At 66.1% G+C, this 21,662-nt stretch carries 22 protein-coding genes; 12 read left to right on the top strand and 10 right to left on the bottom strand.

Annotated features, from left to right (window positions below; genetic code table 11):
* Nucleotides 1–88: 88 nt before the first annotated feature.
* Nucleotides 89–1,273: a DNA polymerase IV gene (gene dinB, locus N4264_RS10370; RefSeq protein ID WP_261696959.1), complete on the bottom strand. Its 1,185-nt coding sequence runs from the start codon at nt 1,271–1,273 to the stop codon at nt 89–91.
* A 58-nt stretch (nt 1,274–1,331) separates the two neighbouring features.
* On the opposite strand from dinB, the gene N4264_RS10365 reads away from it, so the two are divergent.
* The 4 genes from N4264_RS10365 (at nt 1,332) to rluB (ending at nt 5,654) form a co-directional block, all read left to right on the top strand.
* The gene (locus N4264_RS10365; protein WP_261696958.1) at nt 1,332–1,949 is read left to right on the top strand and encodes an L-threonylcarbamoyladenylate synthase; all 618 of its coding nucleotides are present in this window, start codon (nt 1,332–1,334) and stop codon (nt 1,947–1,949) included.
* A 68-nt stretch (nt 1,950–2,017) separates the two neighbouring features.
* Nucleotides 2,018–2,890, top strand: coding sequence for a segregation and condensation protein A (locus tag N4264_RS10360; protein WP_261696957.1), 873 nt, complete (start codon nt 2,018–2,020; stop codon nt 2,888–2,890).
* Nucleotides 2,890–3,999 (top strand): SMC-Scp complex subunit ScpB, encoded by a 1,110-nt coding sequence (gene scpB / locus N4264_RS10355; RefSeq protein ID WP_261696956.1) that lies wholly within the window; start codon nt 2,890–2,892, stop codon nt 3,997–3,999. Before N4264_RS10360 ends, scpB begins: the two co-directional genes overlap by 1 nt.
* On the top strand, nt 3,996–5,654 hold the full coding sequence (gene rluB, locus N4264_RS10350; RefSeq protein WP_261696955.1) for a 23S rRNA pseudouridine(2605) synthase RluB: 1,659 nt from the start codon (nt 3,996–3,998) through the stop codon (nt 5,652–5,654). Before scpB ends, rluB begins: the two co-directional genes overlap by 4 nt.
* A 312-nt stretch (nt 5,655–5,966) precedes the next feature.
* On the opposite strand, the gene N4264_RS10345 is transcribed toward rluB, so the two are convergent.
* Nucleotides 5,967–6,140 (bottom strand): hypothetical protein, encoded by a 174-nt coding sequence (locus tag N4264_RS10345; protein WP_261696954.1) that lies wholly within the window; start codon nt 6,138–6,140, stop codon nt 5,967–5,969.
* 249 nt (nt 6,141–6,389) lie between these two features.
* On the bottom strand, nt 6,390–7,109 hold the full coding sequence (locus tag N4264_RS10340; protein ID WP_261696953.1) for a CsgG/HfaB family protein: 720 nt from the start codon (nt 7,107–7,109) through the stop codon (nt 6,390–6,392).
* A gap of 31 nt (nt 7,110–7,140) precedes the next feature.
* Between N4264_RS10340 and N4264_RS10335 the strand changes: the two genes are divergently transcribed.
* The 5 genes from N4264_RS10335 to N4264_RS10315 all read left to right on the top strand — a co-directional run bounded on the left by N4264_RS10335 (nt 7,141) and on the right by N4264_RS10315 (nt 14,590).
* A complete protein-coding gene (locus N4264_RS10335; protein ID WP_261696952.1) occupies nt 7,141–9,123 on the top strand; it encodes a DUF255 domain-containing protein in 1,983 nt (660 codons plus the stop codon).
* 78 nt (nt 9,124–9,201) lie between these two features.
* A complete protein-coding gene (locus tag N4264_RS10330; RefSeq protein ID WP_261696951.1) occupies nt 9,202–9,489 on the top strand; it encodes a hypothetical protein in 288 nt (95 codons plus the stop codon).
* Between the two features lie 130 nt (nt 9,490–9,619).
* The gene (gene arsC, locus N4264_RS10325) at nt 9,620–9,967 is read left to right on the top strand and encodes an arsenate reductase (glutaredoxin) (RefSeq protein ID WP_261696950.1); all 348 of its coding nucleotides are present in this window, start codon (nt 9,620–9,622) and stop codon (nt 9,965–9,967) included.
* Nucleotides 9,968–9,979: 12 nt separating this feature from the next.
* On the top strand, nt 9,980–10,903 hold the full coding sequence (locus N4264_RS10320) for a LysR family transcriptional regulator (RefSeq protein WP_261696949.1): 924 nt from the start codon (nt 9,980–9,982) through the stop codon (nt 10,901–10,903).
* 384 nt (nt 10,904–11,287) lie between these two features.
* Nucleotides 11,288–14,590, top strand: coding sequence for a S8 family serine peptidase (locus N4264_RS10315; protein ID WP_261696948.1), 3,303 nt, complete (start codon nt 11,288–11,290; stop codon nt 14,588–14,590).
* Between the two features lie 126 nt (nt 14,591–14,716).
* Here the strand turns inward: N4264_RS10315 and N4264_RS10310 are convergent, their stop codons facing one another.
* The 6 genes from N4264_RS10310 to N4264_RS10285 form a co-directional block, all read right to left on the bottom strand.
* Nucleotides 14,717–15,532 (bottom strand): amidohydrolase, encoded by an 816-nt coding sequence (locus N4264_RS10310; protein ID WP_261696947.1) that lies wholly within the window; start codon nt 15,530–15,532, stop codon nt 14,717–14,719.
* Between the two features lie 36 nt (nt 15,533–15,568).
* Nucleotides 15,569–16,714: a pyridoxal phosphate-dependent aminotransferase gene (locus N4264_RS10305; protein WP_261696946.1), complete on the bottom strand. Its 1,146-nt coding sequence runs from the start codon at nt 16,712–16,714 to the stop codon at nt 15,569–15,571.
* Nucleotides 16,715–16,793: 79 nt separating this feature from the next.
* Nucleotides 16,794–17,918 (bottom strand): AI-2E family transporter, encoded by a 1,125-nt coding sequence (locus tag N4264_RS10300; RefSeq protein WP_261696945.1) that lies wholly within the window; start codon nt 17,916–17,918, stop codon nt 16,794–16,796.
* Nucleotides 17,915–18,184, bottom strand: coding sequence for a hypothetical protein (locus tag N4264_RS10295; RefSeq protein ID WP_261696944.1), 270 nt, complete (start codon nt 18,182–18,184; stop codon nt 17,915–17,917). The genes N4264_RS10300 and N4264_RS10295 overlap by 4 nt, the downstream gene beginning before the upstream one ends.
* A complete protein-coding gene (locus tag N4264_RS10290) occupies nt 18,153–18,590 on the bottom strand; it encodes a hypothetical protein (RefSeq protein WP_261696943.1) in 438 nt (145 codons plus the stop codon). Before N4264_RS10290 ends, N4264_RS10295 begins: the two co-directional genes overlap by 32 nt.
* A gap of 2 nt (nt 18,591–18,592) precedes the next feature.
* Nucleotides 18,593–19,042 carry an ElaB/YgaM/YqjD family protein gene (locus tag N4264_RS10285; protein ID WP_261696942.1) on the bottom strand — a complete coding sequence of 150 codons (450 nt, stop codon included), beginning with the start codon at nt 19,040–19,042 and terminating at the stop codon, nt 18,593–18,595.
* 209 nt (nt 19,043–19,251) lie between these two features.
* Between N4264_RS10285 and N4264_RS10280 the strand changes: the two genes are divergently transcribed.
* Nucleotides 19,252–19,803 (top strand): RNA polymerase sigma factor, encoded by a 552-nt coding sequence (locus N4264_RS10280; protein ID WP_261696941.1) that lies wholly within the window; start codon nt 19,252–19,254, stop codon nt 19,801–19,803.
* On the opposite strand, the gene N4264_RS10275 is transcribed toward N4264_RS10280, so the two are convergent.
* Nucleotides 19,764–20,162, bottom strand: coding sequence for a hypothetical protein (locus tag N4264_RS10275; protein ID WP_261696940.1), 399 nt, complete (start codon nt 20,160–20,162; stop codon nt 19,764–19,766). The two genes, N4264_RS10280 and N4264_RS10275, sit on opposite strands and share 40 nt — an antisense overlap.
* 329 nt (nt 20,163–20,491) lie before the next feature.
* Here N4264_RS10275 and N4264_RS10270 point away from each other — a divergent pair, with 329 nt between their 5' ends.
* The gene (locus N4264_RS10270; RefSeq protein WP_261696939.1) at nt 20,492–20,989 is read left to right on the top strand and encodes a hypothetical protein; all 498 of its coding nucleotides are present in this window, start codon (nt 20,492–20,494) and stop codon (nt 20,987–20,989) included.
* Between the two features lie 35 nt (nt 20,990–21,024).
* Nucleotides 21,025–21,621, top strand: a complete 597-nt coding sequence (locus tag N4264_RS10265; protein WP_261696938.1) for an IMPACT family protein — start codon at nt 21,025–21,027, stop codon at nt 21,619–21,621.
* The last annotated feature ends 41 nt before the right edge of the window (nt 21,622–21,662 follow it).

Below are 21,662 nucleotides of genomic sequence, written 5' to 3'. Positions count from 1 at the left end.
AAGCATCCTACACCCCCCGTGGGTTGAACGATCTTTTAGCCAAGCACACTTCCAAAATCAATTCCGGAATAATCACGATTCGTGCCATTCATGACGACTCGTCATCTCGCGGCTTCCTGGCCTTGAGAACGGCGCCACGGACAAGGCTCCCGCCGCCAAATTTTCGATTGATCCGGTCGGCGACGTGATCTTGCGCGCGTCCGGCGGCATTGTCGAACAGGCTCGACTGCGGAAGTTCGCCAAAACTGCTCAATCCGATGCCTAACAGGCGTAAGCGCGGCGTCGTCTCCCCCTGCCACCAGCGCCGCAGCAGCGTGCGGCCGGCATCCAGGATGACAGCGGTGACATCTGACGGTTCCACCAGTGTCACCTGCCGCGTGTGCGTTTCGAACGGCGGCTTCCGCAATTTGACAGTTACTGTCCGACCCTGGAGGCCATGGGCACGCACGCGCTCCCCGACGCGTTCGGCCAGGCGGGCCAGCCAGGCCAAGGCCTGGTCGAGGGTATCCAGGTCTGTTTCGAAGGTGGTTTCGGCGCTGACGGACTTCTCCTCGCCCGCCTCGACCGGCCTGTCGTCCAGGCCCCGCGCGAGGCGCTGCCAGTGCACGGCCTGGTTCCCCATGGCCTGGGCGAGGCGCCGTGCGTCGGCCTCGCGCAGGTCGCGCACCGTGCGTATGCCCAGACGATGCAGCCCGGCCTCGGCCACCTTGCCAATCGTCCACAACCGGCCGACCGGCAGAGGATCGAGAATGGACTGGACCGAGTCCTGCGTGATACGCAGCAGGCCGTCCGGCTTGGACAATTCACTGGCCAACTTCGCCAACAGCTTGTTGTGCGCCATTCCGACCGAGGCATTCAATGCGGTCCTGGCGCGGATCTGCGCCTTGATGAAGCGGCCGATAGCCTCGACCTGCCCGCCGAAAAGCCGAAGGCTGCCAGTGACATCCAGGAACGCCTCGTCCAGCGACAGGCCTTCAATCTGCGGCGTCACCTCTGCAAACACCTCGAACACCTGGGCCGACACCTCCTGGTAACGGCTCATCCGGACCGGAACGAAAATCGCCTCGGGGCACAGGCGCTTGGCCGTAAGCGTCGGCATGGCCGAACGGACACCGAACGGGCGCGCCTCGTAGCTGGCGGTGGAAACCACGCTGCGCGGCCCCAGCTCCCCGACCACCAACGGCCGGCCGCGCCATTGCGGGTTGTCGCGCTGTTCGATAGCCGCATAGAAAGCGTCCATGTCGACGTGGATGATGGCGCGCGCAGCGGTCATCCGGGCAGTTTGCCATGTTCCGCTTGACGAAAATGGCGCCTCTGCGCACGCTGGGCGGATGGCCCCCCGACTCTTCCTCCATCCGGACAACCCGCCGCCACGCCTGATCGCCCAGGTCGTCGCCGTACTCGATCGCGGTGGGCTCATCGCCTATCCCACGGACTCAGGCTACGCGCTGGGCTGGCGCCTGGCCTCACAGAACGCCCATGAGCGGGTGATCCGCCTTCGAGGACTGGACAGGAGGCACAACTTCACTTTAGTCTGTCGCCACTTGAGCGAGGTCGGTGCCTACGCACGCATGCACGATGCGGCGTTTCGGATGGTCCGATCCCTGACTCCCGGTCCCTACACCTTTCTTCTGCCCGCGGCGGCCGAAGTGCCGCGGCACTTGAAGCAGGCCAAGCAACGATCTGTAGGAGTCCGCATTCCGGACCATCGCGTAGCATTGGCGCTGGTCGAGGCATTGGGCGAGCCCCTGTCGAGCTCCAGCCTGATTCTCCCGGACACGGACATGGCCGGCTGGGAAGTCGATGACCTTTATGAACACGTGAAGTCCGGCGTCGACCTGTTCGTCGACAGCGGATTTTGTGGCAACGAGCCGACGACCGTGATCGATCTGATCGACGACACGCCCAAGCTCGTGCGCCAGGGCAAGGGTGAAGTGCCCTTCGCCTGAGACACGATGGCCTTCCGGCCCGCATGCCGCGGTGAACGCGGCGATCAGCGAGAGACCAGCGCCGCTAGATGAGCACCGAGCCTGCCGAGCAACTCGCGCCCAGCGAGGGTCAGGGCATTTTTGCGCCTGTACCACAGCAGCAAGAGATGCCGCTCGCCATCGTCAAGGGCGAGCCGGTGCTGCAGATGCCGCAGGATCTGTACATCCCGCCTGACGCGCTGGAAGTGATCCTGGAGGCCTTCGAGGGGCCGCTGGATCTCCTGCTCTACCTGATCCGGCGCCAGAACCTCGACATCCTGGATATCCCGATCGCCGAGATCACGCGCCAATATGTCGACTACATCGAGCTGATGCAGGACATGAAGCTCGAGCTGGCAGCCGAATACCTGGTGATGGCCGCCATCCTCGCGGAGATCAAGTCACGCCTGTTGCTGCCACGGCCGCCAGACGAGGAAGGTATCGAGGAAGATCCGCGCGCCGAGCTGGTACGTCGCCTGCAGGAGTACGAACGCTTCAAGAAGGCGGCGATGGATATCGAAGCCCTGCCGCGGCTGGAGCGGGACATCTCCGTCGCAGCGGCGTTCGTGCCGGAACGCACCGTGATCCGGCTGCCGCCGCCGGTGGAGTTGAAGGAACTGCTGCTGGCGCTCAAGGATGTCCTGCGCCGCGCCGATCTTACCGGTCACCATGCGATCCAGCGCGAAGCGCTGAGCGTGCGTAACCGGATGAGCGACGTGCTCAACACGCTGGGCGACGGCGAGTTCCACCGCTTCGACAGCCTGTTCAACTACGAGGAAGGCCGACGCGGCATCGTCGTCACCTTCCTGGCCATGCTGGAGCTGGCCAAGGAAATCCTGATCGAAATCGTCCAGAACGAAGTCCCCGGACCTATCTACCTCAAGTCGCTGGCCCAGGCGAGCGGCGAAGCGGAACCCGTCTGATGGATCCAGCCCTGCTAAAACGCGTACTCGAAGCCGTCCTTCTCGCCGCCGGACAGCCGCTGACCCTGGCCCAGCTGGCCGCGCTCTTCGGTGAAAATGAGCCGGTCGAGCACGACGAACTGGTGCGCGCACTCGAGGAACTGGCCTCCGACTGCGCCGAACGCGGTATCGAATTGAAGGAAGTCGCCTCGGGCTATCGCTTCCAGGTGCGCGAGGACGTGCACCAGTGGGTCGCGCGCCTGTGGACCGAACGACAGACCAAATACTCGCGCGCACTGCTGGAAACCCTGGCGCTGATCGCCTACCGCCAGCCGATCACCCGCGCGGAGATCGAGCAGATTCGCGGCGTCGCCGTTTCTTCCAGCATCATCAAGACTCTGGAAGAGCGCGAATGGGTCCGCGTGGTGGGCTACCGCGACGTTCCCGGACGGCCTGCGCTGTTCGGCACCTCGCGCAGCTTTCTCGACTATTTCAACCTCAAGTCGCTGGACGAGCTGCCGCCGCTCGCCGAAATCCGCGACCTGGACGAATTCGACCCGCAACTGGCGCTTGCACCGACTGCCGTGGATGCTGCGCCGGCCGCCGGGGAAGCACCTCCGGTCGACAGCGACTCCGTGACCGCGCCCGAAGAGCCACCGGCAACGGGAACAGCGGACGACACCGGCATCGCGTCCGCCGTCGAAGCCGATGGCGGCGCGCCAGCCGGGGACACGGCATCCGAAGCCCGCCCGGCGCCCGCATCGCCCGACGAGCGTCCAGCCACTGACGATGCCGTCTTCGCGGATGAACCAGCCGTGCTGGTCGATCCGGTCGCCGAGGTGTCCGAAGCCGAACCGATCGACGATGCACCGGAAGTACCCGAAGAAATCACCGACGAATGGGTGGCAGACGACGCCACGGATGACGACGAAAAAAATGGAAATAGTGAATCCTACCAAAGTGATGACGTAGCCTGGTCCGGCGACGAGACCCGCCACGGCAATGACGAACCCGACGCGTCGGAAGACGACGCCCCCCTTTCCCCCGAGACAGACCCAGAAGACACCGGCAACGACGCCGACCTGTCCGACCCCACGACGTCCGACGACGTCCCGGAGCAAACCGCATGACCGCTGCACCTCGCCGTACCCTGACACTCAAACGCCCTGCCCCCAGCGATGCCGCCCCGGCAGTCGAGGAACGCCTTCACAAGGTACTGGCCAACGCCGGTCTGGGATCGCGCCGCCTGCTCGAGCAGCGAATCCAGAACGGCGAGGTCACGGTCAACGCCGCCACGGCCACCCTGGGCATGAGTGTCAAGAGCGGCGACCGCGTTGAAATCGACGGCAAGCTGTTTGTCGTCATCCGCGACGACGCGGAGCAGGCGCAGGTCCTGGTCTACCACAAGCCCGAGGGCGTGGTGACCACGCGCGACGATCCCGAAGGCCGCCCGACCGTGTTCGAACAGCTGCCGCGTCTGAAGGGCCAGCGCTGGATCGCCGTCGGTCGCCTGGACATCAACACGACCGGCCTGCTGCTGCTCACCACCGACGGAAATCTCGCGAATGCACTGATGCATCCATCGAGCGAGATTGAACGCGAGTACATCTGCCGCGTGCATGGCGAAGTACCCGACGAGGTGCTCGAACGCCTCAAGGCCGGCATCGAACTTGATGACGGCCCCGCCCATTTCGACGATATCGGCGTGATCAGCCGAAGCGGCAGCCATTCCTGGTTCCGCGTCGTGATCCGTGAAGGCCGCAACCGCGAAGTGCGCCGCCTGTGGGACGCCATGGGCTTCCTGGTCAGCCGCCTCAAGCGCGTGCGCTACGGCAATGTCGAGCTGCCCCGTCCGCTCAAGCGCGGCCATTCGCAGGAACTGGACGCCGACCTGGTCAAGCCGCTGCGCGAACTCTGCGGCGCTACGCAGAACGAACCGACGCTGACCCTGCAGCCGGTGATTCACCAGCGGCGCGCGGCGCAGACCGTCGTCAACGAGTACCGCCCTGCCCCGCGTGCGGCGCAGGCCTGGACAGGCGTGGATCGCGGCGAAGCGCGCGAACTCACCCGCTTTGATCGCATCCGCGATGACGCTCCGGCACGTCCGGGCGGACGTGGACGCAAGCGTCCCGGCCCGGGCGGCGGCGCGCGCGGTGGTGCCGACGGCAATACGGCCAAGCCGCAGCGCCGTGCAGGCGCCGGCGCCGGAGCCGGCGGTCCCAACCGCCGTCGTGGCGCTGCGCCGGGCCAGGAAGTGGTGATTCCGCGCACCTGGTCTGCCGGCGATGAATTCAATCGCGGTGCCGGCCGCGGACGTGGTGGTCCGGGTCAAGGCCAGGGCCAAGGCCAGGGTCCGGGCCGCGGCGGTAACCGCAGCGGTGCAGGCCCTGCCCGCGGCGGTCGCGGCAACGAGCGTCCCTGGGGCGACACCGCCGAGCGGCGCGGTCCGCGCGGTGGCAACGAGCTGCCCTACGGCCATCCCGACAGCAGCCCCTACGGCGAGCGCCAGCGCCAGGCACGCGGCAATTTTGGCAATCGCGCCGAACCCGATGGCAACCGCGCCCAGGGCAATCGGTTCGAGCAGCGGGACTTCGGCAACAACTACGGCAATCGCGCTCCGGGTGGTGAACGCCGCGGCAATGCACGTCCCGGCGGCGGCAACCGCCCGGGTGGCCAGCGCCCCGGCGGCGGCCAGCGCCCGGGCGGTGGTCCACGTCCCGGTGGACGCCCCGGCGGCGGCCGCCCGGGTGGCGGCAATCGCGGCCCGCGCAGCGGCAATCGCTAAGTGATCGGAGAACGGCGGGGAAACCCGCCGTTCTGCTGTCTACGGTGTGCAGGTCGCGGCGACATTCCGCGACGCGGGCTCAGATTCGCTTAAGGCCGCAGCAGCTCTTCGGGCACGGGTGGCAATTCGCCCGGGCCCTGTCCGGATACCGGCTGGTGCGCGCGGTGCATCCAGAAGCCGTCCTGGTAAGGCACGATCGAATTCCGGTTCGCAATGAAGGCGCATACCGTTTCCGCACCGCGCGGCGATGATCCGCGCCTTCAATCCGCGCCTTCAATCCGCGCCTTCAATCCGCGCCTTCAATCCGCGCCTTCAATCCGCGCCTTCAATCCGCGCCTTCAATCCGCGCCTGGCAATCTGCGCGTCCATGCAGGCCTGCCAGGCAGGCATCTCCGACTGGATGACGTAGAAGCGCGGCAGCACCAGGAGGCCGTGCTCATCCCAGGGCTGCTGCCTGGTGTGGGCAATGCGCTCGCCTCGCCACACGGCGCGGGGGCGGGGTCGAGGTGGCGCGCCACGGCCACCTGGAGTTCAAAAATCCCATTCTGATTTCTTGGCAGCTGGCACCCTGCCGTGGAACCTGAATTCGCCGTGCTTCCGCCACCCGAGGCGATACATTCCCGAAGCCGCTATTGATTCGGAAGCAAAAAAAACGGCGGGAGGACCCGCCGTTCTTCGTACATGCCTGCCGCGTTGCGGTGGCGGAATCGATCCCCCCGCCAGCCGCACTGGACGTCAGTCGAGCTTGAGCGACTTCTTGGTCTTCTCGCGACGCTTGGATTCCTTCGCCTGGTATTCGTCCTCGCAGCCGTTCTGCTGAACCATCACGCAGTCGAGGTATTCGCTGATTTCCACCAGCGCGGCGCGGATCGCCTTGCCCGCCGGCGTGTTCTTCTCGGACGACAGGTTGCCGCCGAAACCACCGCGGGAGATGCCGACGTCGACGCCGCCGCCCGAGGCACGGCCTTCGATGGTGCGCGAGAAATCGATGTCGCCGGTGGTGGTGTTCACCACGCGGATATCAACGGCGAGGTAGGCGTCGCTCTTCTTGCCGCCCAGGGAGATACCCTTGAAGCTCACGCCACCGCCGGTGGAAGCGGTGTTTTCCTCATAAGCCGTAACCGTGCCCATGACGAGATAGTCGGCGCCCGTCACCTTGCCCATCTGGGCGCCGGTGCCCGAGCGGACGCGACCGGAAGCCGCGAGGTTCTGCTCTTCCAGCACTTTTTCCAGCTTGGCGCGCTCGACGATCTTGAAGTTGCCGCTGGAGGCCAGCTCGTTGGACAGCATGCCCGAAAGCTCCCAGCCCACGCCGCCGCGCCACCAGGCCGCACCGGATTCGTTCTTGAATTCCGCCACGCCGACCGCCGGCTTGCCACCGCCAGCTGCGAAAACCGGACTCGCCGTCACTGCGCCGGCCAGAGCCAACGCCACGCCGAACATCAACTTCTTCATTGAGAGCTCCTTCCAAGCGGATGAATTACGGTTGCCCCTCCCGCCATCCCCGGACCGGAATTCACCGGCACCCGCGTCAGCAGGTATCGACGCCATTTTAACGGCCGCCGATCAGCGTCTGCCAGCGCTGGGAGGAGGAGCGCGAAGGGTTGGAACGTGTCACGCGGACGAATCCGAACAGGCAAACGATCACGTAGTGACTCACATACGCAAAAACGCCGGAGATTGCCTCATGCCCCTGTTCCTGCGGTTCATTCTAGTCCTGCTGCTGGGCAGCGGCTGTGCGCTCGCCGACGGCGGGACTGTGAACTGGATCCGGTCTGACACCGACGCCTTCGCCCGTGCTGCTCGCGACAACCGCTTCGTCCTGCTGTATCTGGAGGCCGTCTGGTGCCACTGGTGCCACGTCATGGACCAGCAGACCTACACCGATCCCGCGGTCAAGGCAGTGATCGAGGACCACTATGTGCCCCTACGCATCGACCAGGACGCACGTCCCGACCTGGCCAACCGCTACCGGGACTACGGCTGGCCCGCAACGATCGTGTTCGATCCGGCCGGCCGGGAGATTGTCAAACGCCAGGGATACGTCGCGCCCGAGCGCTTCGTGCGCCTGCTCCAGGCGATCGTGGCGGATCCCTCGCCAGAGGCGGCCGACAACGCCGACGCCGGCGGTCCACTGCCGAGCCGGCTTGCCCAGGACACGCGCAAGGCCCTGCAGGCCAGGCACCGCAGCGCCCACGACGACAAAGCCGGCGGCCTGGATATCAACCAGAAATTTCTCGATCGCGACAGCGTGGAGTGGCAAATGGTCAACGCGCTGGCCGGCATTGCCGAGGAAGGCCGGCGTGCGCAGCAGACGCTCGATGCCGCCCGGGCACTGATCGATCCGGTCTGGGGCGGGGTTTACCAGTATTCCACGCACCACGACTGGCAGCATCCGCACTACGAGAAACTGGCCACGGTGCAGGCCGAATACCTGCGCATCTATACCCTGGCCTATGCGCAATGGCGGCGCGAGTCCGACCGGAATGCAGCTCTGGCGATTCGCCGCTACATTGACCGATTTCTGAAGAGCAAGGACGGCGGATACTACGTCAGCCAGGACGCCGACCTGACCGCCGGCACACACGCCGAAGACTACTTCGCCGGCGACGATGCCACCCGTCGTGCACGCGGCATTCCCCGCATCGACACGCACCGCTACGCCCAGCAGACCGGCCAGATCGCCGAAGCCCTGGCTACCTGGGCCGAATACACGGGCGACACCCAGGCACTGGACGACGCTGTCGCCGCCGTTGAATGGGCGCTGCGCGAGCGTGCGCACGGCAAGGGCGGCTTCCGCCACGATGAGAAGGACACCGCCGGCCCCTACCTCGCTGACACGCTGGCCATGGGCCGCGCCTTCCTGGCGCTGTACCGCGCCACCGCAGACCAACGCTGGTACATGCACGCCGTGGCCGCAGCCGATTACATCCAGGCGCACTTCCGGGACAAACGCGGCGGCTATGCCGCCGCCGTGAGTCGCGGTCCGATCCCGCCCCTGCCACAGATCGACGAAAACCTGTCCGTCACCCGCTTCACCAATCTGCTGTCACGCTACTCCGGATCCGCCACACACAAGGACATGGCCGCACACGCTCTCTCCTGGCTGGCGCAGCCGTCCATAGCCCTGGAGCGACTGACCGAGGCCGGCATCCTGCTGGCAGATCAGGAAGTCCATTCTGATCCGCTGCACCTGACCGTCATCGGCCCGCACGCGGACGGGAGATCAAAAGTCCTTTTCTCCACAACACAGCAACTGCCGGGATGGTACAAGCGAGTCGAATGGTGGGACCGTGACGGCAAGCGCCTGCCCAATGCGGACGTGGACTATCCCAGGCCGAAGCGGCCCGCCGCGTTTATCTGCACGGACCGGCGCTGCTCCCTGCCCATTTTCACGGCGGAGGGCATCGGCGAGTTCCTCGCGACGGAAAACCCGATGCACAGAAAGGAGCGGCCAGACACCGATTAACCGACATGAAACGTCCGGTTAACGCCATCGCCACGCACGATCGGTATGCTCGTGCAGTACCACTCATGGAGGAATGCCATGCGCACCATGCGCACCCTGGAAACCCGCGCCCTGGGCTATACCATCGAACGCGTCGACGAGCGTGACCACCTGGGCACAGTCTGCGCCAGCTGGTTTGAAGTCCTGTGCCCGCAACACGGAAACATCATCGGCTCCGCCGCCACGCGCTCCGATGCCGAACGGATCGTTATCCGCCGCGAACTGGAACTTGCGCGGCGTCCTGCCGTAATCCAGCCCGCAGTGATCAAGCCCGCCGTGATCCGACCCGGCGTGGCCAATCCTGCGCTGTTGACCAGCGCCGCCTGAGCGGCCGCTGACGCACCCGCTGCGTGCGGCGGGTGCGTTACCGGGATGTAACCGAAGAACCGCGCGCCGCTATTGCTCCAGCGGCGCACGCAAGGCACAGTGCGCGCAATTTGGTCGGGCCACTGTGCGCATGTCCTGTCTGATCTATCACAATCCGCGTTGCTCCAAATCGCGCCAGGCGCTCGCACTCCTGCAGACGCACGGCGTTGCGCCCGAGGTGCGCAACTACCTGGAGAACCCGCTTTCCGCGGCCGAACTGCATGCACTGGTCAGGGCGTTCGGCAATGAATTCCGCGCACTGCTGCGCCGCGACGAACCCGAGTTCGCCGCCCTGGGCCTTGACCCCGACACCCTCACCGCCGCGCAGCTGGTTGCCGCCATCGCCGCGCATCCGCGTCTGCTTCAACGCCCCATCGTCATTGCGGGCGGTCGCGCCGTCATCGGTCGACCGCCGGAATCCGTGCTGGCCGTCCTGTGAGGATCGCACGACGTGGATAAGCTGCAGGCCATGCAATTGTTCGTCCGCGTCGTCGATTCCGGCAGCTACACCGCGGCGGCCGACCAGATGGAGATCTCGCGCGCCCTGGCCAGCAAGTTGATCCAGGGTCTGGAGGAGCAGCTGGGTGTGCGCCTGCTGCACCGGACCACCCGCAAGCTCAGCCTGACCGAAGCGGGTGAACACTATTACCAGCGGGTCGCCGAAATCCTGGGGGACCTGGGCGAAGCCGAGGCCGTCGCCGCGCAGCTGCAGGCCGAGCCGCGTGGCCGGCTGCGCGTGTCGGCGCCCATGTCCTTTGCGATTCATCACCTGGGCGCGGCAATCGCCGAGTTCCAGAGTCGCCATCCGCGCATCGAACTGGAGCTGACCCTCAACGACCGCCAGGTCGATCTGGTCGAGGAAGGCTTTGACATGGCCATCCGCATCGCCCGGCTGACCGACTCCAGTCTGATCGCACGCCGCATCGCACCTTGCCGGATGCAACTGGTCGCCAGCCCGGCCTACCTGCGGCGCGAAGGGACGCCTCGCAAGCCGACGGACCTTTCCGACCACAATTTCCTCTGCTACACGCTCGCGGCACGCAAGGACGAGGTCCTGCTGCATCGCGGCGAGGAGCGGGCGCAGATTCCGATCCGGGGAAAGCTCCGCGTCAACAATGGCGACGTGATTGCTTCTGCTGCAGTAGCAGGCCTGGGCATCTGCCTGTCCCCAACCTTTCTGGTCTGGCAGCGGATGCGCCGCGGCGAGCTGGTTCGCGTGCTGGAAGACTGGGACGCACCCGAGATCGCGATCCACGCCGTCTATCCACCCGGCCGCGCCGTGCCTGCCAAGACCCGTTCCCTGATCGATTTCCTGGTCAATCGCTTCGGTCCGGAGCCCTACTGGGACGCCGCCGGCGACGCCGACACGGGCTGACCCGCCGTTACCGGTAAACATCGGTGGCACAGGACAGGCCGGTTCCACTGGACCACCCACCCTATTGTTGCTGTCCAGCACGCCTGGAAGCCATGACTGGAGCGCTGCGCCTGAAATGTTCGCTGCGATGCAGCAATACGAACAATTTCAGATAATCGTTTTCGTACTTCACACTTTCGCCTATATTTCTCGGGTTCTTAACGTGCAGATACCAGGGAACGCGCCTCGGCGCGTGTATCGAAGCGGAATCCGTCGATCAAGGTAGTGCCCTCGCTCCCCCACGTTCGACCAATCCGGCGGTCTGGAACCGCGCCGTGGCGTGCTCGCGCACCACGACGTCGTCATGTGCTCGACTTGATTAGCTGTCTCACTTGGGGATTGATCATGCGAAAGCCGCTTTACCTGGCCCTGGCGGCCCTTCTGGGCACCGCCGGCATCGGACATGCCGCAGATGACACCGTTCGCGTCCGCCTGGACGCCAGCGACACCATCGCCACCGAAGCCCTCGGCATCTCGCCGCTGCAAAGTACCGATTACGGCAATTTCCGCATTCTGGAACTTTCGCGCTCGGACGCAAACAAGCTTCTGGCCCGCTCGTCGGCTGCCAGTGTCATCGCCGACGCCGGCCGCATCCGGTTCAACGACGTCAACTTCGATCCGATCCGCGAAGGCCAGCAGGCGCGCAAGGGCGCTTTCCCGACGACCGCCGACGGCGCCGGGCTCCACCTGGTCCAGTTCATCGGACCGGCCAAGCAGGCGTGGCGCGAAGCGATCGAGCAGCAGGGCCTGCGCGTCCTGCAGTACTACCCCAATGACACCTTCCTGGTCTGGGGCCGCATGGACTCCGTCGCCGAAACCGCGCGCCAGCCCTTCGTGCGCTGGCAGGGCGGCTTCCTGGCCGACTACAAGATCAACCGCGACCTGCATGGCCGCACCGGCCTGATCGGCAATGTCGACGTGCACTTCTACAACGACGGCAACGTCAAGGGCCTGATCGACAAGCTCAAGGGCCTGGGCGCCCACGTGATCACGCATGCGCCGGCACAGCCGGACAAGGCCTTCTTCGACGCCTGGATCAAGGTCGATGCCAGCCAGCTCGAAAAGATCGCGCAGCTGCCGCAGGTCGTGTGGATGGGCTATGCCAGCCCCACGATCCAGTTCGACGACGAAATGTCGAACCAGATCATCGCCGGCAACTACAACGGCGCCAATGCACCGCAGCTGGGCTATGCACCGTGGCTGACGACCTTCGCCTACAACGGCACCGGCGTGATCTGGGCGGTCACCGATACCGGCAGCGACCTGGGCCATCCCGACCTCGCGCCGCGCATCGTCGGCGGCTTCAGCATGCCCGGTTGCGCGGCGCCGAACGGTGACGACGAGCAGGGCGGTGGTCACGGCACGCATGTCGCCGGCATCATTGCGGGCGTCGGCCTGGGCGATGGCACCGGCCCTGGTGCCGAAGCCGATGCAGCCGGCTTCCTTTATGGCCTGGGCGTGGCCCCGGGCACCTCGCTCTATCCGATCTGTACGGGTGAGAACTGGCCGCCGCTCAACGGCTGGCAGGAGCTCTCCAAGCTCGGCCTCGCCGGTAACGCCATCGGCACCAACGCCAGCTGGACCACCGGCGAAGGTACTGCGCACGGCTACCAGGCCAGTGAACGCACCTTTGACATGATGATCCGCGACGGCGACTTCGACGCCGCCAACAACCAGCCGTACATCATCGCGTTCTCGGCGGGCAACTCCGGTCCGGGCGCTTCCACGCTGACGGCGCCCAAGGAAGCGAAGAATCCGATCATCGTCGCCAGCTCCACCAACTTCCGCGCTGGCGCGATCAATGCGATCTCCGGCTTCTCCAGCCGCGGCCCCGCGGTCGACGGCCGCGTCCTGCCGAACGTGTCGGCACCGGGTGAGAGCATTGCCTCGGCCCGCCGCCGCGCCGGTGCTTCGCTCTGCGGTACGGAAATCGCCGGCACCGCCACCCACTACGCACTGTGCTCCGGCACCAGCATGGCCGCCCCGCATGTGTCGGGTTCCATCGCGCTGATCACGCAGTGGTGGCGCGCCCAGCACGCCGGCGCCACGCCCAGCCCGGCGATGGCCAAGGCCCTGCTCGTCAACGGTGCCATCGATATGGCCACGGCTGACGTGCCGAACAACAACGAAGGCTGGGGCCGCGTGAATCTGGCCAACACCATCGATGCGACCATGCAGCAGTTCACGGTCGACCAGAGCATCGTGCTCGATGACGCCGGCCAGAACCAGCAATGGACCGTCGGTGTCGCCAATCCCTCCAAGCCGGTGCGCATCACCCTGGCCTGGACCGACGCGCCCGGCGCTGTCGGCGCCAACCCGGCCCTGGTCAACAACCTGGACCTGGAAGTCAGCCACGCCGGCAATACCTACAAGGGCAACGTGATGACCGCCGGCGTGTCCAGCACCGGCGGCACGGCGGACGCGAAGAACAACGTCGAGAACGTGTTCCTGCCGGCCGGCGCCGGCGGCGCCGTCACGATTCGCGTGAATGCGACCAACCTGCCGGGCGACGGCATCCCGGGCAGCGGCGATGCCACGGACCAGGATTTTGCCCTGGTTTGCGACAACTGCGCCGTGACGCCGATGTTCGGCCTCCAGGCCACGCCGTCCAGCCGCGAGATCTGCGCCCCGTCGGATGCCAGCTTCACCCTCGATGTCTCGTCGGTGCTCGGCTACTCCGATCCGGTCGAGCTGACGACAGCCAACGTGCCGGCCGGTGCTACGGCAACGGTGACGCCGACCACGGTGACGCCGGGCAACACTGCCACGGCAACCCTGACCGGTACGGGTTCGCTCGCCGCCGGCGCGTATACCTTCAACGTCAATGCCACCTCCACCAGTGGCCCGCAGACCCAGTCGCTGGACGTGCAGTTGTACACGGCGCCTCCGGCGGCCGGCGTGCTCGTCGCGCCGACCAACAACCAGCTGGGCGTCACACTGAAGCCTACCCTCCAGTGGAATGCCGTACCCCAGGCCAAGACCTATTTCGTGCAGATCGCAAAGGATGCCGCCTTCACGGACATCGTCGCCTCGGAAACAGTCAGCGGCACACAGCTCACCCTGGGCACCGCGTTGCTGCCGAACACGGCCTACCACTGGCGCGTTCGTGCGGACAACACCTGCGGTGCGGGCACGCAGTCGCCGGTGTCGACGTTCACCACCGCCAACCTGATCTGCGTCACGCCGAACCTGGCCGTGCCGGATAACAACGCAACCGGCGTCAACTCGGACCTGGTGGTGGCGGATGCCGGCACGCTGACCGACCTGGACGTGTCGCTGAAGATGTCCCACACCTGGCCCGGCGACGTCACGGTGTCGTTGACCCACGTGGCATCCAACACGACCGTGATCCTTGGCAATCGCATGGGTGGCACCGGCTGCTCGGTCCCCGACGTGGACGTCCGCTGGAACGACGGCGCAGCATCGGCGATGAGCTGCCGTGCCTCCTCGCCAGGCATCGGCGGTGACGTGCGCGCGTCCAACCCGCTCGCGCCCTTCAACGCCCGCGAACTGGCTGGCACCTGGCGCCTGAACGTGGCCGACCTGGCCAATCAGGATACCGGCGTGGTGCAGGAATGGTGCCTCTCGCCGGTCGCGACGGCGCCGGTCGACGCGATCTTCAAGAACGGCTTCGAATCGACGCCGTAACGCAGATCGACGAGGGCACGGACGCCCTCGCATTCCATAACGCAAACGGCGGGCCTTGGCCCGCCGTCTGTATTTTCAGGATCACCTTCGCGCCGGTGCGAGTGCGCACGATGCGCCGAGGCGCTCCTAGTCGGCGGTCAGGGCGAAATCGTCCGCATCCATCCATGCCGGGAACCGCTCCCGGTGGGCAGCCAGGGCTGCGGGATCGAGCGTGACAGTAACCGTGAGGTCCACCGCGCCCAGTTCCGCCATGGGCTGCCCCAGGAAATCCAGCGCCACGCTATCACCGGCGTAGTGCAGCTGGTTGCCATCCGTACCCACGCGATTGACGCCGATGCAGTAGCTCAGGTTTTCCATCGCCCGCGCGCGCAGAAGCGTCTGCCAGGGATAGCGCCGCGCGCTGGGCCAGTTCGCCACGTAGATGAGAACGTCGTAGTCGAACCGGTCAGCCACGGTGCGGTTGTAGCGATTGCGCGCCCAAACCGGGAAACGCAGGTCGTAGCAGATCAGAGGGCAGATGCGCCAGCCGTTCAGCGTGACGATCAGGCGGTCCTTGCCACTGACATAGCGCTGGTGCTCATTTGCCATGCGAAACAGGTGCCGCTTGTCGTACGTTTCGAAGCTGCCGTCCGGACGCATCCAGACGAGGCGATTGGCGCAGCGGTCTTCCGCACGGATCACCAGGCTGCCGGTGATCACGGCCCCGACTTCCGCTGCGACCCCCGCCAGCCAGCGAAGGCTTTCGCCGTCCATGCCCTCGGCGTTGCCAAGGGTTTCGTTGGTGAATCCACTGGTGAACGTCTCAGGCAGGACGATCAGGTCAGTCTGGCCTTTCAGCGCACGAATCTTTTCGCCGTAGTACGCGCGATTGGCCGCCGCGTCATGCCAGCGCGTATCACCCTGCACCAGCGAAACCCGCAGTGATTGCGTCGGAAGTGCCATGTCAGCTTTATTTCCTTTGTGCATTAAAAGCGGACGTCACAACGCCCGCAGGCGTTCGGCGGCGTCGGCAAGGGTCTTGTCGTTCTTGGCAAAGCAGAAACGGATGATTTTCGCCGCCGGCGCCGTCTCGTAGAACGCCGACACGGGAATGGCGGCCACTCCTGCCTCGCGTACCAGCCATTCGCAGAAGTTGAGGTCGTCCTTGTCGCTGATGGCGGAATAGTCCACCAGCTGGAAATAGGCACCCCGTACGGGCAACAACTGGAAGCGCGAGCCCTGCAGCAGGTCGCGGAAGTGGTCGCGTTTTTCCTGGTAGAACGCCGGCAGGTCCAGGTAGTGCTGCGGATCGTGTTCCAGCACGTGCGCAAACGCCCACTGGGCCGGACTGAAGGTGCAGAACGTCAGATACTGGTGAACTTTGCGGAACTCCGCACTCAAGGTGCGCGGCGCCACGCAATAACCCACCTTCCAGCCGGTGCAGTGGTAGGTCTTGCCAAAGGAACTGACCACGAAGCTGCGGTCGGCCAGTTCCGCATGGCGCAGCACGCTCTGGTGCGGCAATCCGTCGAAAATGATGTGCTCGTAGACTTCGTCGGACAGAACCAGGATTTCCGTGTCACGTGTCAGCGCGGCCAGGGTGTCGAGGTCCTGCGCACTGAACACGGCCCCCGAGGGGTTGTGCGGACTGTTGACCATGATCATCCGCGTCCGCGGCGTGATGGCGTCCTTGACGCGCTGCCAGTCGACCGAGAAATCCGGCAGCGACAAGGGCACATGGACGGCACGACCGCCGACCAGGTCGATCGCCGGCTCGTAGCAGTCGTAGCAGGGATCCAGGACGATCACCTCGTCGCCAGGCCGCACCACGGCCGCCACGGCGGCGAAGATCGCCTCGGTCGCGCCGGAAGTCACTGTGATGTCGGTATCCGCATTCACCTTGCGGCCGTACAGACGCTCGGTCTTCTGGGCGATCTGCTCGCGCAGCTTCGGGATGCCGGTCATCGGCGCGTACTGGTTCCTGCCCGAATTCATCGCCTCGGCCAGGGCATCGCGCAGGCTCTGCGGGCCGTCGAAGTCGGGGAACCCCTGCCCCAGGTTGACCGCGTTGTGCTGCACGGCCAGCTGGCTCATGACCGTGAAAATCGTCGTGCCGACCTTCGGCAGCTTGGTTTCAATCTGCATTGCGCACCGTTTGGACGGCCAAATGAACGTGGCATGGTAGCACGCCGTCCCGCCTCTCATCAGCGGCGGAAAAGCCCGCTCAGCCGATCAGCCGTGAGAACCAGTGCCAGCCTTCGATGCGCTCGCACACGATCTTGATCGCGACGAGGCACGGCACGGCAATGACGATGCCAATTGCCCCCCACAACCAGCCAAGAATCATCAGCCATAACAAGATGGCGACCGGATTGATGGCCATGCGGCGGCCCAGGATCATCGGCGTGATGAACTGCCCTTCGATGATGACCATCACCGCAAACAGCACCGCGGGCATCAGTGCGGCCCCCAGCCGGGTATAGGTCAACAGGCCCAGGATCACGAACAACCCGGTCATCGACAACGGGCCGATGTATGGGATGAAGTTGAGCACCATGGCCAGCACGCCCCACAGCAACGGATCGGGGATGCCGGTCATGGTGGCGATGCTGGCGGCCCCGATGCCGACACCGGCATTGATCGCCGTGGTCGTGAACAGATAGCGCGACATCTCGTGCTGCATCACGCGGACGATGTCGACCGCGTTGCGCTTCTGTGTCAGCGACGGCGAAATCTCCACCGTGCGGCGCAGCAGGGACTCCCCGTAAACCAGGAAAAAGTACACCAGCAGGACGACGCTGAAAATCGCCAGCACGACCTTGGGGGCGATAGCGACCGTCGCCCAGACGTCGAACAGCACGGGCGGTCCTTCCGTCGTCACATCCTTGCTGGTCGTCACCAGCGACTGCGTGGCACGCGCGGCGGCGTCGATCTGCTCGGTGAATGCGCGCATTTTCGGCGCCAACGCGCGCACCGCCTCGGGCGCCCGCTCGACCCACCGGTAGGCCGGCGATGCCACCCAGGTGACCACCAGCGCCACGATGCACAGTCCGCCCAGCATCACCAGCGCGGCCACCAGCGCGCGTGGAAACCAGCGCCGCGACAGACTCGAAACGATGGGATTGATCGACAATGCAACAAATACAGAAAACAGTATCGGCACCAGCAACGTCCGCGCGACGAACATGGTGAACAGCGTGGCGAGCAGGGTCAGCCAGATCGCAGCGAAACGCAGGGACGCAACGTTGCGCTGCTGGCGCCGGCCCAGGCGCTCGACCTCGCTCATCGTCGCGTCCGACGACGACTCATGCTCGATCCACTGCCACTGCCACCAGCGCGGCCCGTTCATTCGGGTCGCCTTGAGCGGATCGCCTTGAGCCCCCGCCGGAACAGGTACTGACCTAACCCCATGAGCACTGCCTTCCGCCACCGCTTGGGGAATACCACGATCAGAAAGCCTGCTGCCAAGGCGCCACCGATCAGCAGCGTCGGCGGCAGCGCGTGCGCGGTCCGCGCCGCGCGCTGCGATTCGTCATTGGCCTGCGCCAGCAGCACATCCAGGTGGGCAGCCGCCTGCGCCACTTCACTGCGTTGAGTCGTCAGCGTCCACGCCATGGTGATCACTCCGCTCCAGCCACGCATGAATGCGCGTGCGAGTCTCCGGGAAGCTCAAGGCGCGCAGGGCGCGCACCAGTCGCCAGACGGCAAGACCAAGCAGCACGGCACTGGCGATCGACAGCCACATCAACGCCAGACCGACCGAGCCCGTCAGCTGGTAGAGCCACAGCAGCAGCCCCAGCCACCCGCAACTGATTAAAAGGATGCTCAGCACCAGGACCGCGCCCGCACCGATGACCGCGTGAGGAACTGCCGACTTCGCCAGTCGTGTTTCCGCGCGCAGCAGGCCGGCGAGGGCCTCGAGCACATCGCCTGCCATGCCCAGCAGGCGTACCCAGCGCATGAGCGCGCCACGCCGGCGCCGGCGCAGCGGCTCCGTTGCACCCTCCTCTGACGACGCCACGGTCAATGGCGTCCGCGCAACAACCGTCCGATCAGGGCCCCGGCAGCGGCCGCCACCACGATCGATTGCAGCGGGTGACGCCGCACGTAGCGCGAAACACCAAGTCCGACGGCGCGCGCCAGCTCAAGTGCGTCATCGGCGACTTCCTCGCCCAGCTGGCCAAATTCCGATGCCGCGCCGGACAATGTCTCGCGTGCCTCGGTCGCCGCCTCGCGCGTATCGCGGCCCACATTGCGTGCCCCCTTGCCGAGGGTCCCGCGCAGGCTGCCGACGGTATCGCGCGCCTCGGACCAGGCTCGGCCCAGGGCGTCCTTGAGTTCGTGAGCGGCCTTTGCGGCATCGGGACCATCACCGGGCAGGTCCGCGTCACCGCCCTGCTGGCTGCGCCGCACGGGTTCGACGGGCAGTTCTTCGCCATTGGCAGGCGATGTGGATTTTTCGCTGGGGTTCATGATCGGCATCCTTTGCGAGATTCATGACAGAAGGCGCATCACCGCCTGGCGATCGCCACCGCCGGCGCCAGCCCACCCATAGGCGCCGGTCAGGCCAGAGTATCAGGCCGGTTCGTTCAGAGGCAGTGATTAACCCCCGATCGCACCAGCGCGCGTTGCAGACCCTGTGCCCCGGTGACGCCAGCTTGACGATCGCTTAACCTGACCGGATGAGGGAGGAGTGTACGGACGAAGAACTGATGCTGGCGTACGGGCACGGCGACGTGCCCGCGTTCGAGGCATTGTATGCGCGCCATCGCGGTACACTGTACCGCTTTCTGCTGCGCAACTGCCGCGACCGCGCCAGCGCCGACGAGCTGTTTCAGGAAACCTGGAGCCGCGTGATTGCTGCGCGCGAGCGCTACCGGCCGGAGGCGAAATTCACCACCTGGCTGCTGCAGATCGCGCACAACCTGGCCATCGACCTGCTGCGGCGCCACCGTCCGCAGGCAGGCGAAGAGGAGACCGAGCAGGTATTCCGCCTGCTCGACGCTCCCGAATCCGAGCAACCCGAGCGCGTCCTGTCCGAGTTCGAGCAGCGGCGCCGGCTCCAGCTGGCGCTGGAAGAGTTGCCGGATGAACAACGGCTGGCTTTTGTACTGCGCATGGAGAACGGCATGGGACTGGACGAGATCGCGCACGTCACGGGAGCCGGACAAGAAACGGTGAAATCGCGCCTGCGTTACGCGTTCGCGAAGATCCGTGCAAGGTTTGCCGAATGACTGAGAAACGATCCAACCAGCGCGAATTCGAAGCCTTCCTCGCCGGGGAGGAGTCGGATCTGGCGCGCCTGTACCGCAAGCTGCCCCAGGCCGAGCCCGACGCCAAGCTCGATGCGGCCGTCCTGGCGCTGGCGCGTACGGCGGTGGAGCCGACCCGGGTCGCCGCGCTGCGCCGCGTGCCGGTTCGTCGCAAGGGTCCGGCGTGGCTGGTGGGATTGGGCAGCGCTGCCGGTGTCGTGCTGACCGCCGGCATCGCCTGGCAGATGAAGGACGGCATTAGCCCGTCTGCCAGCCGCTACCAGGCTCCGGCGGCCGCCAGCGCCGAACGCGAAGTCGTTCCGATCACGGCCGTCGTTCACGATGCGCCAGCGCCGGCAGCAGCACCGCCGCCGCCACCGCCGCCGCCGGAACCCCAGAGCTTCGTTCCGGAGCCGCCCGCCAAGCCAGCCCGCGCCGCAACAGCGGCCAAAGAAGACAAACTCGTGCGGCAGACGGCCGCGCCCGCGCGTGCCGAGGAAAAACCGGCTTCTCCAAAGGACCGCGAGGTTCGCGCCAAGTCCGAAGCCAACGGCGTCACCGAATACACCTTGCCGGGCATCGCTGCCGGCCAGCGTCCGCGCCCAGCCCCAGCCCCCGCGCAACCGGAAGCGCCGGCTCCCGCGGCAGCGCCCGCCGTTACCGCCCCCCGGTGGAAGAGGCGGTCAGCAAGGATGAACAGGCCATGCTGGGCGGCACCGCCGCCGAATCCGCCGCCGATGCGACACGCGGCACCCAGGCCTTCCCGGACCTGGAGAAGAGCAAGCAGGCCGCTCCGCGGGAACGTGGCGCCGACGCCGCCGATTCGGTGGACCGGAAGGCGGCGCTGGCCACTGGCGCCCGTCGTCCCGAACCGGCAGAGCCGGCGCCGGCCGCCGGACGGATCCAGCGCCGGGAAGCTGACCAGGCCGACGCCGACACCCTGGCCGACAAAAAACGCCGCGATGACGCCGCCGGCGAGCTGGCACCGGAAGGGTCCGCCGGCGATTCCCTCCGCCGCAACGCGCAGCTCGAACCGGACGCCTGGCTGGCCCGGATCCGCGAACTCATCCAGGCGGGCCGGGTCGACGAGGCCAAGGCCAACCTGGCGCAATTCCGTCGCAAATACCCCAAGACCCGCCTTCCGGCGGACCTGCGCGATATCCGCTGAGCGTCACGTCTGGCGTTTTGCCGGATAATGGGCGGATGACTGCGCCGCTTGCCACACTGCCCCACCCTGTTTCCGGCAGCCAGGAAATCAAGAAAAGCCGCTTCGACACCCGCGCCGCTCCGATCGCTTCGCCGGCGGAGGCACTGGCTTTTCTCGACCAGATCGCCGACCGGCAGGCGACCCACAACTGTTGGGCCTATCGGCTTGGACAGCAGTACCGATTCAGTGACGACGGCGAGCCTGGCGGTACTGCCGGAAAACCCATTCTGCAGGCCATTGAAGGCCAGGGATTCGATCGCGTGATGGTGGTCGTGACGCGCTACTACGGCGGCATCAAGCTCGGCGCCGGCGGCCTGGTCCGGGCCTACGGCGGCAGCGCCGCCGAGTGCCTGCGCGCGGCGCCGCGCGTGCCGATCGTGCTCAAGACCGAAGTCGAATTCGACCTGCCCTTCGCGGCGTTGTCCCTGGTGCAGGCGCGGCTGTCGGAGCTGGACGCCGACCGTCTGGCCGACACCTTCGACGGCGATGGCGTCCGCCTGCGCCTGGCGTTGCCCGCAGATCGCGTCGAACACCTGCGACGCCTGCTTGCCGATGCCACACGCGGACGCAGCGTCCTGCGTGTGTTGAACTGACGTCCGCCACCCCGATTACCACTGACTGACTTCCAGAGCCC

The organism is Tahibacter amnicola (genome assembly GCF_025398735.1).
Lineage (GTDB): Bacteria > Pseudomonadota > Gammaproteobacteria > Xanthomonadales > Rhodanobacteraceae > Tahibacter > Tahibacter amnicola.
The sequence above is the reverse complement of the archived record's forward strand: the minus strand, read 5'-3'. Positions and strand labels throughout refer to the sequence as shown.

Excerpts from the sequence above, each read along its gene's own strand:
- dinB (WP_261696959.1), bottom strand. The coding sequence starts at position 1,273 with ATGACCGCTGCGCGCGCCATCATCCACGTCGACATGGACGCTTTCTAT.
- N4264_RS10365 (WP_261696958.1), top strand. The coding sequence starts at position 1,332 with ATGGCCCCCCGACTCTTCCTCCATCCGGACAACCCGCCGCCACGCCTG.
- N4264_RS10360 (WP_261696957.1), top strand. The coding sequence starts at position 2,018 with ATGAGCACCGAGCCTGCCGAGCAACTCGCGCCCAGCGAGGGTCAGGGC.
- scpB (WP_261696956.1), top strand. The coding sequence starts at position 2,890 with ATGGATCCAGCCCTGCTAAAACGCGTACTCGAAGCCGTCCTTCTCGCC.
- rluB (WP_261696955.1), top strand. The coding sequence starts at position 3,996 with ATGACCGCTGCACCTCGCCGTACCCTGACACTCAAACGCCCTGCCCCC.
- N4264_RS10340 (WP_261696953.1), bottom strand. The coding sequence starts at position 7,109 with ATGAAGAAGTTGATGTTCGGCGTGGCGTTGGCTCTGGCCGGCGCAGTG.
- N4264_RS10330 (WP_261696951.1), top strand. The coding sequence starts at position 9,202 with ATGCGCACCATGCGCACCCTGGAAACCCGCGCCCTGGGCTATACCATC.
- arsC (WP_261696950.1), top strand. The coding sequence starts at position 9,620 with ATGTCCTGTCTGATCTATCACAATCCGCGTTGCTCCAAATCGCGCCAG.
- N4264_RS10315 (WP_261696948.1), top strand. The coding sequence starts at position 11,288 with ATGCGAAAGCCGCTTTACCTGGCCCTGGCGGCCCTTCTGGGCACCGCC.
- N4264_RS10310 (WP_261696947.1), bottom strand. The coding sequence starts at position 15,532 with ATGGCACTTCCGACGCAATCACTGCGGGTTTCGCTGGTGCAGGGTGAT.
- N4264_RS10305 (WP_261696946.1), bottom strand. The coding sequence starts at position 16,714 with ATGCAGATTGAAACCAAGCTGCCGAAGGTCGGCACGACGATTTTCACG.
- N4264_RS10300 (WP_261696945.1), bottom strand. The coding sequence starts at position 17,918 with ATGAACGGGCCGCGCTGGTGGCAGTGGCAGTGGATCGAGCATGAGTCG.
- N4264_RS10295 (WP_261696944.1), bottom strand. The coding sequence starts at position 18,184 with ATGGCGTGGACGCTGACGACTCAACGCAGTGAAGTGGCGCAGGCGGCT.
- N4264_RS10285 (WP_261696942.1), bottom strand. The coding sequence starts at position 19,042 with ATGAACCCCAGCGAAAAATCCACATCGCCTGCCAATGGCGAAGAACTG.
- N4264_RS10280 (WP_261696941.1), top strand. The coding sequence starts at position 19,252 with ATGAGGGAGGAGTGTACGGACGAAGAACTGATGCTGGCGTACGGGCAC.
- N4264_RS10265 (WP_261696938.1), top strand. The coding sequence starts at position 21,025 with ATGACTGCGCCGCTTGCCACACTGCCCCACCCTGTTTCCGGCAGCCAG.